The 16,287-nt window shown below is 72.1% G+C and carries 12 protein-coding genes and 1 pseudogene; 9 read left to right on the top strand and 4 right to left on the bottom strand.

All coding sequences use genetic code 11. The features are described from left to right. The first annotated feature begins 41 nt into the window (after positions 1–41). From AC5K6T_RS00235 to AC5K6T_RS00260, 6 genes and pseudogenes are all read left to right on the top strand, one after another. Positions 42–497: an Lrp/AsnC family transcriptional regulator gene (locus AC5K6T_RS00235; RefSeq protein ID WP_493204709.1), complete on the top strand. Its 456-nt coding sequence runs from the start codon at positions 42–44 to the stop codon at positions 495–497. 258 nt (positions 498–755) lie between these two features. After that, on the top strand, positions 756–1,919 hold the full coding sequence (gene mqnE, locus AC5K6T_RS00240) for an aminofutalosine synthase MqnE (RefSeq protein WP_493204710.1): 1,164 nt from the start codon (positions 756–758) through the stop codon (positions 1,917–1,919). A gap of 66 nt (positions 1,920–1,985) precedes the next feature. Then, positions 1,986–2,510 (top strand): GNAT family N-acetyltransferase, encoded by a 525-nt coding sequence (locus AC5K6T_RS00245; protein ID WP_493204711.1) that lies wholly within the window; start codon positions 1,986–1,988, stop codon positions 2,508–2,510. A 271-nt stretch (positions 2,511–2,781) separates the two neighbouring features. Next, the gene (locus AC5K6T_RS00250) at positions 2,782–3,078 is read left to right on the top strand and encodes a DUF4229 domain-containing protein (RefSeq protein ID WP_493204712.1); all 297 of its coding nucleotides are present in this window, start codon (positions 2,782–2,784) and stop codon (positions 3,076–3,078) included. Between the two features lie 14 nt (positions 3,079–3,092). Then, positions 3,093–3,731 (top strand): TetR/AcrR family transcriptional regulator, encoded by a 639-nt coding sequence (locus AC5K6T_RS00255; RefSeq protein ID WP_493204713.1) that lies wholly within the window; start codon positions 3,093–3,095, stop codon positions 3,729–3,731. 380 nt (positions 3,732–4,111) lie between these two features. Further along, positions 4,112–4,783 (top strand): annotated as a pseudogene (locus AC5K6T_RS00260) (DUF5701 family protein); the annotation flags it as partial. 92 nt (positions 4,784–4,875) lie between these two features. On the opposite strand, the gene AC5K6T_RS00265 reads toward AC5K6T_RS00260, so the two are convergent. Beyond that, positions 4,876–5,715: a MaoC/PaaZ C-terminal domain-containing protein gene (locus AC5K6T_RS00265; RefSeq protein ID WP_493204714.1), complete on the bottom strand. Its 840-nt coding sequence runs from the start codon at positions 5,713–5,715 to the stop codon at positions 4,876–4,878. A gap of 635 nt (positions 5,716–6,350) precedes the next feature. Between AC5K6T_RS00265 and AC5K6T_RS00270 the strand changes: the two genes are divergently transcribed. Further along, the gene (locus AC5K6T_RS00270) at positions 6,351–8,258 is read left to right on the top strand and encodes an AMP-dependent synthetase/ligase (RefSeq protein WP_493204715.1); all 1,908 of its coding nucleotides are present in this window, start codon (positions 6,351–6,353) and stop codon (positions 8,256–8,258) included. A 571-nt stretch (positions 8,259–8,829) separates the two neighbouring features. Here the strand turns inward: AC5K6T_RS00270 and AC5K6T_RS00275 are convergent. After that, a complete protein-coding gene (locus tag AC5K6T_RS00275) occupies positions 8,830–9,033 on the bottom strand; it encodes a cold-shock protein (protein WP_004984723.1) in 204 nt (67 codons plus the stop codon). 419 nt (positions 9,034–9,452) lie between these two features. Between AC5K6T_RS00275 and AC5K6T_RS00280 the strand changes: the two genes are divergently transcribed. Together AC5K6T_RS00280 and AC5K6T_RS00285 are read left to right on the top strand one after the other, a co-directional pair. Then, positions 9,453–10,301 (top strand): menaquinone biosynthetic enzyme MqnA/MqnD family protein, encoded by an 849-nt coding sequence (locus tag AC5K6T_RS00280; RefSeq protein ID WP_493204716.1) that lies wholly within the window; start codon positions 9,453–9,455, stop codon positions 10,299–10,301. A gap of 859 nt (positions 10,302–11,160) precedes the next feature. After that, the gene (locus tag AC5K6T_RS00285; RefSeq protein ID WP_493204717.1) at positions 11,161–11,436 is read left to right on the top strand and encodes a WXG100 family type VII secretion target; all 276 of its coding nucleotides are present in this window, start codon (positions 11,161–11,163) and stop codon (positions 11,434–11,436) included. Positions 11,437–11,502: 66 nt separating this feature from the next. On the opposite strand, the gene AC5K6T_RS00290 is transcribed toward AC5K6T_RS00285, so the two are convergent. After that, entirely contained in the window at positions 11,503–15,975 is a 4,473-nt protein-coding gene (locus tag AC5K6T_RS00290; RefSeq protein ID WP_493204718.1) for an FtsK/SpoIIIE domain-containing protein, read from the bottom strand. Positions 15,976–16,008: 33 nt separating this feature from the next. After that, positions 16,009–16,254: a hypothetical protein gene (locus AC5K6T_RS00295; protein WP_493204719.1), complete on the bottom strand. Its 246-nt coding sequence runs from the start codon at positions 16,252–16,254 to the stop codon at positions 16,009–16,011. Positions 16,255–16,287: the final 33 nt, after the last annotated feature.

A 16,287-nucleotide genomic window follows, 5' to 3' on the forward strand; every position in this document is an offset into this window, starting at 1 on the left:
CTTTCTTTTGTCCCTCTTGAATCTCGGAAGGCTTCGATCGCATGGACGCGGTGGACAGGCAGCTCATCCAGGCCCTGAGAGAGAACGGCCGGGCCTCTTACGCGGAGCTGGGGCGCCTCGTCGGCCTGTCGGGCCCCAGCGTCACCGACCGCATCAACCGGCTGGAGGCGGCCGGCGTCATCACCGGCTACCGGGCCACGGTCGACGCCGCCTCCCTCGGCCTCGGCGTCACCGCCCTCATCGGCATCTCGCTGTCCGACGCCACCGACCACGAGGACGTGGCGCGACGGATGAAGGACTTCACCGAGATCGAGGACTGCTGGTTCATCGCCGGCGACGACTCGTACATGCTCAAGGTGCGGGCGGGCGACGTGGACGGGCTGGAGCGCATCATCCGGCGGCTGTCGGGCACGAAGGGCGTCTCCCGGACCCGCACCACCATCGTGCTCTCCACCAAGTGGGAGAACCGCGTGGGCGAGCTGCCCGAGGAGGTGTAGCCACCCGGCACGCCCCGGCCGGGCCTGCTCCCGGCCGGGCTTGCCCCCGGCCCCGGCGCGCCCCGGCCAGGGGCACGCCGCCCGGCCCCGGGTGTCCCCGGCGCGGCCCGGTGCGCCCCGGTCCGGCCCGTCCGCCGGCCGGGGCGCGCACCCGGTCCGGCCCGGGCGGCCGCCTGCCGGGGCGGAGGGAGTGCGGGTGGCCGCGGGCCTCGGGCGGGGGAGTAACGTGGGCCGGGCTGTCGGAGAAAGGGCATTGGCATGGACGTCGGGCTCAAGCGCGAGCTGGAGGAGAAGGTCCGCTCCGGTGAGCGGCTGTCCCGCGAGGACGGCATCGCGCTGTACGAGTCGGACGACCTGGCCTGGCTCGGCGGGCTGGCCCACGAGGTGCGCACCCGCAAGAACGGCGACGTCGTGCACTTCAACGTCAACCGCCACCTCAACATGACCAACGTGTGCACGGCGTCCTGCGCCTACTGCTCCTTCCAGCGCAAGCCCGGCGAGAAGGACGCCTACACGATGCGCATCGAGGAGGCCGTCAAGCTCGCCCGGGCGATGGAGGGCGACAACCTCACCGAGCTGCACATCGTCAACGGCCTGCACCCGAACCTCCCCTGGCGCTACTACCCGCGTTCGCTGCGGGAGCTGAAGGCGGCCCTGCCCGAGGTGTCGCTGAAGGCGTTCACCGCGACGGAGATCCACCACTTCGAGACGATCAGCGGGCTGTCGGCCTCGGAGATCCTCGACGAACTGATCGACGCCGGCCTGGAGTCGCTGACCGGCGGCGGCGCGGAGATCTTCGACTGGGAGGTCCGGCAGCACATCGTGGACCACCGCACCCACTGGGAGGACTGGTCCCGTATCCACCGCCTGGCGCACCAGAAGGGCCTGAAGACCCCGTGCACCATGCTCTACGGCCACATCGAGGAGCCCCGCCACCGCGTCGACCACGTGCTGCGGCTGCGTGAGCTCCAGGACGAGACCGGCGGCTTCCAGGTCTTCATCCCGCTGCGCTATCAGCACGACTTCGTCGACATGCAGGACGGCAAGGTCCGCAACACCCTCCAGGCCCGCACCACCATGGCCACCCCGGCCGAGGCCCTGAAGACCTTCGCGGTGTCCCGCCTGCTGTTCGACAACGTGCCGCACGTCAAGGTGTTCTGGGTGATGCACGGCGTGCAGACCGCCCAGCTCGCCCTGCTGCACGGCGCCGACGACATGGACGGCTCGGTCGTCGAGTACAAGATCACCCATGACGCGGACCAGTACGGCACCCCGAACAAGCTCACCCGGGACGACCTGCTGGACCTGATCCGTGACGCCGGCTTCCGCCCGGTGGAGCGCAACACGCGCTACGAGGTCATCCGCGAGTACGGCGGCCCGGACCCGCTGCGCCGGGAGTCGCCGCAGCCGATGCGTCTCTGACCGCGGTTCGCCGCACGTTGGCCGGGGGGACGTCCGCCGTTCGAACGTAATAGGTACGATGCCTGTGTGGCACTTACTTTCTCGTTCGACCCCGCCGTCACCCCGGACCTGCGCGACGGCCTCCTCGACCTGTGGGCGGACGTCTCCAACGCGGGCGGCGCGGTCGGCTTCCTGCCGCCGGTCGCGCGGGAGGACGTCCGCCCGGCCCTGCTCAAGCACTTCGCGGCGATGACCGAGGGCACCACCCGGCTGCTCGTCGGCCACGACGAGGAGGGCGGGGTGGCGGCCGCCGCCTTCCTCACCCGCAACACCCACCGGCTGATGACGCACTGGGTGTGGCTCTACACGGTGATGGTCCACCCCCGCCACCAGGGCCGGGGCGCCGGCCGCGACCTGCTCGCCGCCGCCGAGCGGGCGGCCCGCACCCTGGACGGCGTCGAGGCGATCCGCCTCACCTGCCGGGGCGGCCTCGGCCTGGAGCGCTTCTACGGCTCCTGCGGGTACAAGGAGGTCGGCCGGGTCCCCGGCGCGATCCGGGTGGCCCCCGGCGACGACCGCGACGACGTGATCATGCTGCTGCCCCTCGGATGAGGACCGGCGCCCCGGCAGCCGGCCCCTCTCGCGCCGAGCGGCTCCGTCCCGGCGGGCGGTTCCGTCCGGACGAGCAGCTCCTTCCGGCCGCCGGCTCCCGCCGGCCGGGACCTCCTCCGGCCGGCGGCCCTCTGCGGCCCGGTCCCGGCCCGCCGGAGCCCGCGTGCGGCGCTCCCGGCCTCCCCGCCGCCCGAGGCCCCCTGCAAGATCGGCCGTACGCCGTGGTTCACTGGACTGTCGTCCTGTTTGGAATCGGAAGAGTGGAAATGCGATGCTCCGCTACACGCTGATGCGCCTCGGAATCTTCGCGGGCTGCCTCGTGGTCGTCTGGGGCCTCGTCCGCTACGGCATCCTCCCCCGCGGTCTCGGCGACTCCAACGGCATGTGGATCCTGCTGCTGTCCCTGGTGATCTCGGCGCCCATCAGCTTCGTGGCCCTGCGCAAGGAGCGCGACCGGGCCTCGATGAAGCTCGCTCCCAGGGTCGAGCGGGCCAAGGCGCGCTTCGAGGCCGAGGCCGGCCAGGAGGACGCGGCGCTCGACGAGGCGGCCCGCACCCAGGCCTCGTAACTACCCTTGCTCCCATGGGAGCTGTGAAGACCAAGCGGATGCCGCGCGCAGTCCGTGAACAGCAGATGCTGGACGCCGCGGTACGGATCTTCGGTCAACGGGGCTACACGGCCGCGTCCATGGACGACATCGCCGAACTCGCCGGTGTGTCCAAGCCGTTGGTGTACCTGTACCTCAACTCCAAGGACGACCTCTTCACCGCGGTCATCCGCCGCGAGGCCGCGGCCCTCACCCGGGCCGTCCGCGCCGCCGTCCGCCTCGACCAGCCCGTGGACCGGAGGCTGTGGGACGGCCTGCTGGCCTTCTTCACCCACACCTCCCGGCACCCCGACGCCTGGTCCGTCCTGCACCTCCAGGCCCGTACCCACGGTGAGCGCTTTCGCGGCGAGGTCGCCGCGCTGCGCGCCGAGATGGTGGCCTTCGTCACCGACCTGTTCGCCGTCGCCGCCCGGGAGGCCCACCCGGACCGCGACCTCACCGACCACGAGGTGGCGGGGCTGGCCGAGGCCCTGGTGGGTGCCGCCGAGTCCCTCGCGACCTGGGCCAACGCCACGGAGGGCGTCACCGCCCGGCAGACCGCGGCCACCCTGATGGACTTCGCCTGGCAGGGGCTGGGCAGCCTGCTGACGCAGCGGGGCGGAGCGCCCGGGTAGCGCCGCACACCGGGTGCCCCCGGGAACGATCCACCGGCTCGTGTCGTTGACCCCGGCACCGTCCACCCGCCATCCCCGGGAGCATCGTGCACGACGCCAGGTCTGCCGCCCTGCCCGCCGCCGACAACGCCGCCACCGCCGCCGCCGACAACGCCGCCACCGCCGCCGCCGACAGCGCCGCCGCCGCCGACAACGCCGCCTCCGCCGACAACGCCGCCGCCACCGCCGCCGCCGCCGACAGCGCCGCCGCCGACAGTGCCGCCGACAGCGCCGCCACCGCCGCCGCCGAGTCCGCCGAGTGCGCGGGCTCCGGCGACTCGCCCGCCGCCTCCGCCGCTCGCCCCGATCTTCCCGCTGGCCCCGCTCTTCCCGTCCTTCCCGTCCTTCCCGTCCTTCCGCCCCTCCGCGCCCAGGCCGAGCGGCTTGTCGCGACGGGTGTGCACGAGGTCGCGGGGCTGTCCGCCGCCGAGGTGCACGCCTTCGCCGAAACGGCCGAGGGGCGCGCGGGGAACGCGACGGCCGAGGCGGGCGGTGGCCGTGCCCTGCTCGCCGTGCACCCCGACCGGGCCCCCGCCTCCGCCCTGGCCCCCCTGCTCCGGCACCACGGCCGGGCGGGCTTCGTCGTCTCCGACATGACCGACGTCGACCTCTTCGCCCCGCTCGACACGGTCACGCTGCCCGACACCCCCCTCTACCTCCTCACCGGCCTCGACCGCGGCGACCGGATGGCCGGCTGGAGCCCGAACGAGGCGCTGCCCGCCCTGCACGCCGAGGGCCGAACGCCCCTGCTGCTCACCGAAGGCATCCACTGGGTGCTCCAGCAGCCCGCCGCCCTGGAGCGCGGGCACTGCTTCATGACCATCGGCTCCCGGCTGCGCAGGCCCGGCGGTGCCCTGGACGCCCGCACCCCGGCGATCTGGGTCAGCAACGGCACCGGGCGGGACGGCCGCGAACGCCGCAACGCCCCCAAGATCGGCTGGTGCTGGGCCGGCAACCGGCACACCTGGCTGGGCTTCGGCTCCGCCACGGGCCGCGACCCGAGCCGGCCGTAGCGGCGACTGCCGGGGCCACCGGCCGGGCAGCCCCGGCAGAGCCCGGCCGGTCGGCCGACTGTCCCGGGCCGCCGTCCCGGTCACCGGGACGGTCAGTGCAGGCGGACGCTGCCGGAGAGGAACAGCCGTCCGCCGCCGCGCAGTTCGAAGCGGCCGCCGCCGGCTCCGTACTCCACGGCACCCGGCAGCGGCACCGGCGCCCGGAACTCCGCAGCGACCTCCACCGCCGACTGCCGTGCCACCCCGTAGGCGGCCAGGCAGCGGGCCACGGTCCACATCCCGTGCGCGACGGCCCGGCGGAAGCCGAACGCGCGTGCGGCCAGCGGGGAGAGGTGGATGGGGTTGTGGTCGCCGGAGACCGCGGCGTAGTGCCGCCCCACGTCCCCGCCGAGTTCCCAGCGCGCCCGCACCGGCAGCGGCTCCGCACCGAGCCGCTCGACCGCCGTGCCCCGCCCGTCGCGGTGCCGCGCGAGATAGGTGCTGGCGGACTCCCACACCACCGTCCCGCCCAGCCGCGCCTGCGTCACGACGGTCGCCTCCGTGCCGCGCCGGTGCGGGGCCAACCCGGCGATGTGCACGGCGAGTTCGTACTCCGCGGCGGACGGCAGCGCACGGTGCCGGGTCACCGTGACCGAGGTGTGCACCAGGCCGAGCAGCGGCAGCGGGAACTCACGGACGCTCATCAGCCGCACCGCCAGCGGGAATCCGAGCACATACGGATAGGTGACCGGCAGCGAGTCCTCCCCGGTGGGGAAGCCGCACACCCGCTCGTACCGGGCGAGGCGCGCCGGATCGACCCGCACCCCGGGCAGCACCAGCCGGTCCCGCGGGCACACCGGATCCGGTCCGGGCCGCTTGAAGGGGGAGCGCAGCGCGCCGCGCAGCAGGAGCGGGGCGAGGGCGGGCGGGCCGGTGAGGGTGACCTCGGGCATGGGGCGGCTCCCGGTGCGTTCGGCGATTCGGCGCACGGCTCTGTCTTCCTACTCGACAGTAAGGTTACCGTAGGTAAACCCAAGAACCGCAAGGGGTGAGCGCCGCCGGGAGAGGCTGCACAGGCCCGGCCCCGGACCACCTCCGGACCACCCCGGAACCCGCACCGCCCCCGCACGTGGGCCCCGTACGATCACGCCCCGACCGCCGAAGACCCCGTGCGTCGCGCGCCCGGCGGCAGCGGTCCCTGAACACCCCCGTACGGGCCCCGCGTACTCCATACCGCCAGTCCAGGACGCAGCTACAGGTCTCAGGAGCCGACATGCCGATCTCGTACTCGTCCGATTCCCCGTCCCCGTCCCTGTCGCCGTCCCCGTCGCCGTCCCCGTCGCCGTCGCCGTCCCCATCCCCGTCGCCGTCCCCATACCCGTCCCCATTCCCCTCCCGGCCCCCGTCTCCGTCCCCGTACCCGTCCTCCTTCCCGCTCCCGTCTCCGTCCCCGTTCCGGCCCGCGTCCTCGCCTCCGCTCGCGACCCCGGCCCCCTCCGCGTCCTCGCGCCCTTTCCTGCCCGCGCCGGCACCCCAGCCGTCCGTGGAGTCCTCGGCGGCGTCGTCCCCGCCCTCCCCGGAGTCCTCTGTGGACTACGACCCGGACGCCGGCCCGGTGCTCGTGCAGCCGGAGCTGCGCCGACTGGACGGCGAGGTGCGCGAGGCCGCCGTACCGCCCCTCGTGCCGCCGGTCACGCACGGCTCGCTCGCCGACCTGCCGTTCGAGAACGCGGCCGCCGATCCGGACCGCGCCGTCCTCACCCGCCGTACCCCGGACGGCGGCTGGCAGGACGTGACGGCGGCCGAGTTCGCCGCCCAGGTGCTGGCCCTGGCGAAGGGGCTGATCGCGGAGGGACTGGCACCCGGCGACCGCCTCGCGATCATGGCGGGAACCCGCTACGAGTGGACGCTGCTGGACTTCGCCGCCTGGGCCGCCGGACTCGTCACCGTACCCGTCTACCCGACGTCCTCCCCGTTCCAGACCCGCTGGATCCTCCAGGACTCCGGTGCGGTCGCGCTGATCACCGAGACGGCCGCCCAGGCCGCCGCGCTCGCCCCCGAACTCGGCAGCCTGCCCGACCTGCGCCACCTGTGGACCATCGACCGGGGCCACACGGACCGGCTGGCCGGGCTCGGCGCCCCGCTCGCCGACCAGGAAGTCGCCGTACGGCGCGGGGTGCTGGGCCCCGGCACCCTGGCCACCGTCGTCTACACCTCCGGCACCACCGGCCGCCCCAAGGGCTGCGCCCTCACCCACGGCAACTTCCTCGCCGAGGTCGACAACGCCGTGGAACTGCTCCACCCGGTGTTCAGGGAGCGGATCGGCGGGGAGCCGGCCACGCTGCTGTTCCTCCCGCTGTCCCACGTCTTCGGCCGGATGGTCGCCGTGGCCTGCGTCCGCGCCCGGGTCAGGCTCGGCCACGCGCCCAGCCTGAAGGCCGAGGACCTCCTCGCCGACCTGGCCGCCTTCCGGCCCACCTTCCTGCTGGCCATTCCCTACATGCTGGAGAAGATCTACAACACCGCCCGCGCCGGAGCCGAACGCGGCGGCAAGGGCGGGGCGTTCGCCCGTGCCGCGGCCACCGCCCGCCGCTACGGAGAGGCCGTGGAGGCCTCCCGGCACGGCACCGGCCCCGGTCCGCGCGCGACCCTCAAGGCCGCCCGCGCCCTGTACGACCCGCTGGTCTACCGGCGCGTCCGCAACGCCCTCGGCGGCCGCGTCCGGCACGTCATCTGCGGCGGCTCACCCCTGGGCCGCGACCTCGCCGCGTTCTACGCGGGCGCGGGCATCAGCGTGTACGAGGGCTACGGGCTGACCGAGACGACCGGCGCGGCCACCGTCACCCCGCCGCTGCGGCCCCGCCTCGGCACGGTCGGCCGGCCGCTGCCCGGAACCCGCGTCCGGATCGCCGCCGACGGCGAGATCCTGCTCGCCGGCAACCAGGTCCTGCGCGGCTACTGGGACCCCGCCGCCGGGGGCGTCGCCCCGGCCACCGTCGACGGCTGGTTCCCCACCGGCGACCTCGGCCGGCTCGACGAGGACGGCTACCTGGTCATCACCGGACGCAAGAAGGAGATCATCATCACCGCGGGCGGCAAGAACGTCGCCCCGGCCCCGCTGGAGAACCGGCTGGGCTCCCACCCGCTGGTCTCCCACTGCCTCCTGGTCGGCGAGCGCCGCCCCTACGTCGCCGCGCTGCTCACGCTCGACAGGGACGGCATCACGCACTGGCTCCGCATGCGCGGCCGGCCCCCTGTCCCCGCGGAACTCCTGGCGGACGACGCCGAACTGCTGGCCGTGCTGCAGCGCGCCGTCGACGAGGCCAACCGGCTGGTCTCACGCCCCGAGTCCGTCCGCCGCTTCGCCGTCCTCCCCGCCGACCTCACCGAGACCTCCGGCCACCTCACCCCCTCCCTCAAGGTCCGCCGCCAGGCCGTCCTCGCGGACTTCGCCGACGTGGTGGAGCGCCTGTACGGGGGACCGGAGGCCCGCTGAGGGCGGCCACGCGTGCCGGACCGGCGCGGCGCGGGGTAGGGACGCCGCGAGGTGCGGGCGGTGCCCGTGTGCGGGGTAGGGACGTCGCGAGGCCGTGTGCGGGCGGTGCCGCGGTGCCCGTGTGCGGGTGGCGCGGAAAGAGGAGAAAACCGGCCTCTGCGGTGCGGCCGGGCGTACACATACCGGGCGGTCCGGTCACCAGGTGGCTGTCGCACCCGGCCACGTCCGTCATGCCGATCAGGGGCGGCGATCGCGAACGCCGACGGGGAACGCCGACGGGGAACGCCGACGGGACGCGGCGGTCGGGTGTGCCGACCGGACGGGCCGGGCACGCGAAGGCGGGCGGGCAATTCGCGGAGAATTCATCGCGCGTTCGTGACCCCTGATGGCCTCCGGTGTTCCCCGGCGCCCGCCCGGTGACACCCGGTGTTCCCCGGTGATTGCCGGTGATCCCAAAGGCAGGAGCCCCGCTGCCGCGAACGGCAGCGAGGCTCCTTGGGTACTGCACTCGGTTTCGATCAGAAGTCGGATCGCATCGACCCGGCGGGCCGGATCGGACGGTTCCGGACGATCAGACCGGGGTGACGTTCTCCGCCTGCGGGCCCTTCGGGCCCTGCGTGACGTCGAAGCTCACCTGCTGGTTCTCCTCGAGGGACCGGAAGCCGGTCGCGTTGATCGCGGAGTAGTGGACGAAGACGTCGGGGCCGCCGCCTTCCTGGGCGATGAAGCCAAAGCCCTTTTCGGCGTTGAACCACTTCACGGTTCCGGTAGCCATAAGCCCTCCTTGGGCTCAAAAGGGTTGCCCTGCTCCAGAACCAGCAACCGTGAGACGAGATTCTGCACAACTGCATAAGTCTGAAAACGACGAGAGCCCGCGGTCACATGCTCCGCAGGCTCTGTACTGCAAGGGAAACCAAACTGCAACTTGCGGCGAGCCTAGCACGAGGGCCGCCGAAAGCAATAGAGGTCAAGATCATGTCACCCGGATGTTTGACGCCTTTGCGTACGGCTGACGCGCCCCCGCCGACGGCCCCCTCGCGCCGGAGGGCCGGGGTACCGGGAGGGCCGCCGGGACGGCGCCGGCCGCGCCCCCGCCCTCCCGGGGCGGAGAGACGTACCGCCCTCCGGGCCGTTCGCGCACGCCGCCCGGGGGCCGGGCGCGGGGGCGGCCCGGACAGGGGCTAGCCTCACGATGTGGACAATTCTCGCACCCGGCCGCGCGTCGGCCACATCCAGTTCCTGAACTGCCTGCCCCTGTACTGGGGGCTCGCGAGAACCGGCACCCTCCTCGACTTCGAGCTGACGAAGGACACCCCCGAGAAGCTCAGCGAGCGGCTGGTCCGCGGTGACCTGGACATCGGTCCGGTCACCCTGGTCGAGTTCCTCCGCAACGCCGACGACCTCGTCGCCTTCCCCGACATCGCGGTCGGCTGCGACGGCCCGGTCATGTCCTGTGTGATCGTCTCCCAGGTGCCGCTGGAGCGCCTGGACGGCGCCCGGGTCGCCCTGGGCTCCACCTCGCGCACCTCGGTCCGCCTCGCACAGCTGCTGCTGGCCGACCGCTACCGGGTCACGCCCGACTACTACACCTGCCCGCCCGACCTCAGCCTGATGATGCAGGAGGCCGAGGCCGCCGTCCTCATCGGTGACGCGGCGCTGCGCGCCAACCTCCTCGACGGCCCCCGCTTCGGCCTCCAGGTCCACGACCTCGGCACGCTGTGGAAGGAGTGGACCGGCCTGCCGTTCGTGTTCGCCGTGTGGGCCGCGCGCCGCGACTACCTGGAGCGTGAGCCGGTCATCACCCGCCAGGTCCACGAGGCCTTCCTCGCCTCCCGCAACCTGTCCCTGGAGGAGGTCGGCAAGGTCGCCGAGCAGGCCGCCCGCTGGGAGGCCTTCGACGAGCAGGTGCTGGAGCGCTACTTCACCACGCTCGACTTCCGGCTCGGTGCCCCGCAGCTCGCGGCCGTCGCCGAGTTCGCCCGCCGGGTCGGCCCCACGACCGGCTTTCCCGCGGATGTGGACGTGCGACTGCTGGAGCCGTAGCCCCGCCACCCACACGCCGCCCGGCGGAACGGCACACCGGGGCCCGGAACGCCGTACGGCGGCAGGGGGACGCCGCGCAACCGCCCGGTGCCGACGAGCCGGCCACCGCCGGCCCTGCCGGCCCTGCCGGCGGTGGCCGGGCCGGCAGGGCTCCGGCGCCACGCGCCACGTCCGCCCGGGCCGCGCCGCCGCGGGCCGTACGGCCGCGTGAAGACCATGCACCTGTACTTCGCACTAATCCGAAAATCGATGCGTCAGTGGGCAGGCGGCAGCACCCGGCACCTCCCCTGCTCTTGGGGGCGAACAGCAGGCGGCTGCCCGCAGGGACCGCATGGGACATGCAGACTCTAATCCGCGTGCTCGAGGCAACACTGAAGCTCCCGGAGCGCGGTCCCCAGCGCCCGGCTAGACGACGGCCTCAGCGACCATAGAGCTCCGGCGTCAGCGGACAGCCACCCTGATTTTCAGCCCGGAACGGGCGTTCCCGCAGGGATATCTGGGGCTAGACGGGGGTTCCGCGCCCGCCTCCGCCGCGAGGCGGCCGCCGCACGGCGGAGGCGGGGCCTGGACCGCCCCGGTGCCGGATGCCGGCCCGGACACCCCGGCGCCCTGGGCGGCCACCGGGTACCCCGCCGGACCACCCCTGACCGGCCCGCTCACCGACGGCTTCCCGCTACCCGCGCGCCCGCCACGAGCGCTGGGGGCGGGCGTAGGTGAGCGCGTCTACCCGCCGTGCCTGCCGTGTTCGCCATGTACCAGCCCTGCAACCGTACTTGGGCGAACTCTCGGCGATACAACAGGTGCGGTAGCGTCCTGTGGGTCAGAAGATGTCTTTGCGTTGGTGACACGGGGAGGACAGATGTCCGGCGACATCGATCGCGGTGCAGGACTCGACAAGCTGAAGACGCTGTACGAGGCGTTCCAGAGGAAGGAGGGTGAGGTACGGGACCTCATCCACCTGCTGGACGGCCAGGCCAACAACAGCCACGGCTTCTGGAAGGGTCCCGGTGCCGACCGGTTCCGCGACGACTGGCGGGACTTCAAGCCGCAGATGACCCGTCTCGCCGACTCGCTCGGTGACGCGCACAAGTCGGCCAAGAACAGCCACGACAGGATCGACCAGGCGACGTCCTGAGGCGGACTTCCTGTCGGCGTACCGCGGGGCGGCCCCGAAGTGGGCCGCCCCGCGGTGTTGTTGCCGTCATGCGTCGAGAAGCGCCTGAACCGGCATCATCTGTCCGCCGCGCACCAGGATGCCGCGTCCCACAGGACCCTCCCCGGAGGTCGCCACGCGCACGTTGAACAGCTCACCGTCCGAGGGGCTCTGGGGAGCGAGGATGAGGCCCTGGCGCGAGCGCCGGGTCTCGACCACGAAGCCTCGGTACTGCGCGTTGAAGGTGTCCGTGGCGCCCGCCACGACGATGCCGACGCCACCATCGCGCGCACCCTGCGCCACTTCCTCCAGGGCCCGGTCCAGATCACTGTCGTACAGCATGTCCGCGTCGTCGACCACGACCGCGTAGCTGCCACCGGCAGCCTTCTCGACCAGCGATTTCAGATCGCGATCTGAGCTGTCCGCGGTGAGCAGGCCCAGGACCCCGGACTCCCCCTCGAGGTCTCGCAGCGGTGAGCGCCGAGGAGTGACGAGTACAAGGGGTACGTCGTTGCGCAGCAGGCTGCGCGCAGCCACGAGTAGTGCGGTGGAACGGCCGGACCTCGGCGGACCCGCGATGACGAAACCGGGCCCCGAGTCCTCCAGGTCGACCCCGATCGGTTCCAGCTCGTCGCCACCGACACAGAAGAGAGCCCACAGCGGCGACGTGGGGACGAATGCCGGATCGAGGGCGAGCGCCTGGGCGGCGGTCACGCGCGCCGGAAGCTCGTCCACGCGCAGCGGACGGTGACTCCTCGGAGGGGACCCGTGTACGCGGCGGGCCTCCCGGCCGATCTCCCGCAGTGCGGCCACCTGCGCCTGCCCTGACGGATCCGGGGCCAGAAGCGCGATCTGCGTCTCCTGAACTCCGTTGTCGGTGAGCCGCAACGCCCGGCCCGCCGGCATGTTCTTCGGAACCTCGCGGTTCGACAAGCCGGCAAGGGAGTACTCGTTGGCGTCGGTGAGCCGAAGGATGAGCTTGTCCGCGAAAGCGGGTGAGATCTGGCCGCTGAAGCCGCTGCGGTCCGCAGTCATGACGACCCTCACTCCGACTGCGCCGCCCTCCCGGAAGATCTTCACTGCCATCTCGACGAGCCGACCGTACTCGATGCCTTCCAGCGCCGACGTGTAGCCCTCCCAGCCGTCGATGAGGAGAACCATCCAGGGGAGCCGTTCCTCCGGTGAGGCGCCGGCCCGCTGTTCGGCGGCACTGGAGAGTCCTTCCATGGCCAGCATCTGCTGGCGACGAGAGATCTCGGCCAACAGCCGGCCCAGCAGACGACGTACCCGGTCGGGTTGGTCGCGTGTCACGATCGCGCCGCAGTGCGGAAGGTCGGCCAGCGGCAACAGGGCGTTCGCTCCGCAGTCGATGCCGTAGAGGTGTACGTCCTGTGGCGCTGCGCCGGCCGCCAGAGACCCCGCGAGGGTTCGCAGCGCCGTGGAACGGCCCGACCGGGGGCCGCCGACCAGCATGATGTGCTCCCCGTGGACGAGGTCCAGGGTCAGAGCTGCGCGACTCTGAAGCGCGGGAAGGTCCGTCAGCCCCATGGGGATGGGCACGACGTCGTCGAAACCCTCCGGGACGTCGGTACGGTCCGGGAGCTCGGCAAGCGACAGCCGGTCCGGAAGCGGCGGAAGCCAGGGGCTCCGCTGAGGTCCGAACTGCATTGCTTCGGATCCGGCGCGGATGGCGTCCACGAGGACACTCAGGTCCGTGACGAGCGTCCCGTCGTCCTCACTCTCCACCGCACGAGGCGCGGGCCGCCCGAGCGAAGCCCAGCTGACCGGACTTGTGGCCACTCTCGGTCTGTCCGAGCCGATGCCGGGCCGACGGCCGCCGATCCGGGCGGACTGAACGGCCACAAGTGACTGCGCGCCCGACCGTACGTACGCCCTTCCTGGAGTGGACTTGGCGATGGCCCCTGCGTCCGGTGCGTCGATGACGTCCGAGGACTCCGCTCCGTCGGTGACTCGGAGAGCGATGCGAAGGTTCGTGTTGGCCCTGATGTCTGCGCTCACAACGCCTGCGGGGCGCTGGGTCGCGAGGATGAGATGGACCCCGAGGGAGCGGCCCCGGCGGGCGATGTCGACCAGGCCGGTGATGAAGTCCGGAAGCTCTGCCACGAGCGAGGCGAACTCGTCGATGATCAGGACGAGTCGTGGCATCGGCTCAAGCCCGGGGCGTTGCTTCCGAGTGTCGTTGTAGTCCTCGATGTCCTTGGCACCCGCAGCGAAGAGGGTCTCCTCACGACGCTTGAGCTCGGCTGCGAGCGACGCGAGTGCACGCTCGGTGAGGTGGGCGTCGAGATCACTCACCATGCCCACGGTGTGAGGAAGTCGCGCACAGTCCTGGAACGCGCTGCCGCCCTTGTAGTCGATCAGAACGAAGTTGAGGGAATCCGGGCGGTTCGCCAGTGCCAGCGACGCGATGATCGTCTGCAGCAGTTCCGACTTGCCCGCACCGGTTGTGCCCGCCACGAGGGCATGTGGGCCGTCCTGTTTGATGTCGAGGACGAAGGGCCCGTCGGCGGCGACACCGATGGGTGCTGCGGTCGTGGAACCACCCTGCCTCCATCGGCTCGCGACGTCGGCACGAGTGGGCTCAGGGATCTTCAGGAGGGAGAGCAGCCGAGAGGAGGTCGGCAGGGCTGCGTCCGCATCGTCCCGGCTCACGTCGCGCACGGGTGCCAGGGAGCGGGACACCAGTTCGCACCAGGCAGTGGATACCTGATCAGCCAGTATTTCACCCATGGTCTCAAGGCCACCGCCGCTGACGCACACGTGGTGGGCACGATCCGGCGAGGCGCTCACCGCGGCGTTGCACTCTTCAGGAAGCAGCCGCTCGTCCTCATCGATGCAGATGGCGTACATGCCGTGCAGAGGCCCTTCTTGCAGGAGCTGCGGCACCCCAGGCACACGGCGCAGGAGGCGGGCGCCGTCCAGCACCATCAGGACGAGTTGGTCGGGGCGCAGCCGGCTGCTCGCCCCGAAGGCCTGGGCGCTGCTCTTGCGACGCTCCAGCTCGGTGACGAGTTCGTTGATGCGGCGACCGATCACCTCGGGCTCGGATCCGACGAGGGAGATGCAGTCCTGGCCGAGTCTGGGCGCGGTGTGCGGCAGCCAGCGAGCCCAGTCCCAGGCAGCAGGTGCGTCCGGGACCGATGACAGGACGACAAGAGAGAGATCGCGTGGGCTGTGCAGAACCACGGCCTGAGCCACCAGCCAGTGGGCCATGCTCAACCCGGTCCGGCGTCGGCCGGCGATGCCGGTGACTCCCAGAGCACCGAGAGGAACTACAGCCGGAACGTCCGCGACGTCTGGTGGGGCGGGAGCATCGTCGACGGTGCCGCCCTTGGCCGGGCGTAGTTCGATGTCTGCCGGCAGGTCGGCAAGCCCGATGCGAAGCTGGAGAACATCGGGGTCGACGATGCGGCGCTCCCACAGGCGCCGTCGCGGACCGGTGGCGCAGAGCAGCAGCTCCGCCGGGTCCGGGTGGGCCGCATGACGTGCCGCTCGGTCCGCCGCGCACAGCTCCTGCAGTCTGGATTCGTACTCGGCCTTGTCTCGTCTGTACTGCTTCACGGCCTGCCGGTGCCGTTTCCGGCCGTGCCGTGCCTCGCTGATCCAGTAGCCGATCACCATCAGCGGGCTCATGGCGCAGAAGATCAGTGTGTAGACCTGCTTGGTCATGAAGTAGGTGACCAGGCCGAAGAGTGCGGGGATGCACGCTGCGATCAGTTGGAGCCGTGCCCCTTCGCCCTTGACGGGTTCCGCGGGGACCACGAGCCGCGGCCGTTGCCGTACCGGGGCCAGCCGAGGAGGACGGTTGTACGCGTAGCCGCCGTCATCGGTCGCCGCGAGGTGAGCGTCGGGCGCCTCCGGCTCACAGAGGCGGATCAGGGAGTCTCCGATCCTGACAGTGGCATCGGCCGGCCACTCGGCCCCGGCCTCCGCCTTCTCGGACTGGCCGTCGAACACCATCGTCACGTTGTGGCCGGGCTGAACCGTGACACGTCCGTCGATGCCGATCGAGAGCTTGACAGCGGTGGGCGGCACGTCTGGATCGGCGATCGACAGGGTGCACAGCTCGCTCGAGCCCACGGTCGCGATGCCCGCCTCCACCCGGGCGATGCGCCCGGCCCCCGGCCCACCGCACACGCGTAGTTCGTAGCGGCCGTCGGGCTCGCCGCTGCGCATCAAGGGCCCCAGCGTGTCGTCCGTGGTGACCCTCACGCCGTCGCGGAGGGCCGACGCGGCGGGGGCGTCCGGCGCACAGGACTGCCCGTCCACCCAGAGCGTGGGCGTGCCCGACCGGTCCTGGAGCGTGCCCGGAGGTGAGCCCGCCGGCCCCGAGAGGGGTACGACGACCGAGGCTTGTGCCCCCCACGAGGGCCGGCCGGACGACGCATCGGCGCTCCTCAGGCACGACGCCACATCGGCGACGGTCGCCCCGTCTTCCAGAACGACCAAGGTGTCCTGCGGGGCGACACCTGACCGCAGCACCGTCACCAGGACGCGCATGTTGTTCTTCCTCTCGGCCCGATCCGGATCAACTCAGGGCTTGGGGTTCTTGAGGTCCTGAGCAGACTTGTCGCAGGCCCGCGCCTCATCGCGCAAGGCTTCCGCAACGGTGCTGCACTTCGTCCGCCAGCTCCTCAGCTCCCCACGCACCCGCTCCGCGTGCGGGCCAGACCACTTCTTCATGGTGACTGTGGCGAAGGTGTGCGGTGGGTCGGCCAGCCTCTCGACGTGCTCAGCGAGGCTCCTCAACTTCGATGCCCGCTCGGTAAGCTCCTGCACTTCCGGATTTGCCATTATCGCCCCCGATTGGCG

Source organism: Streptomyces sp. B8-7 (assembly GCF_058833805.1).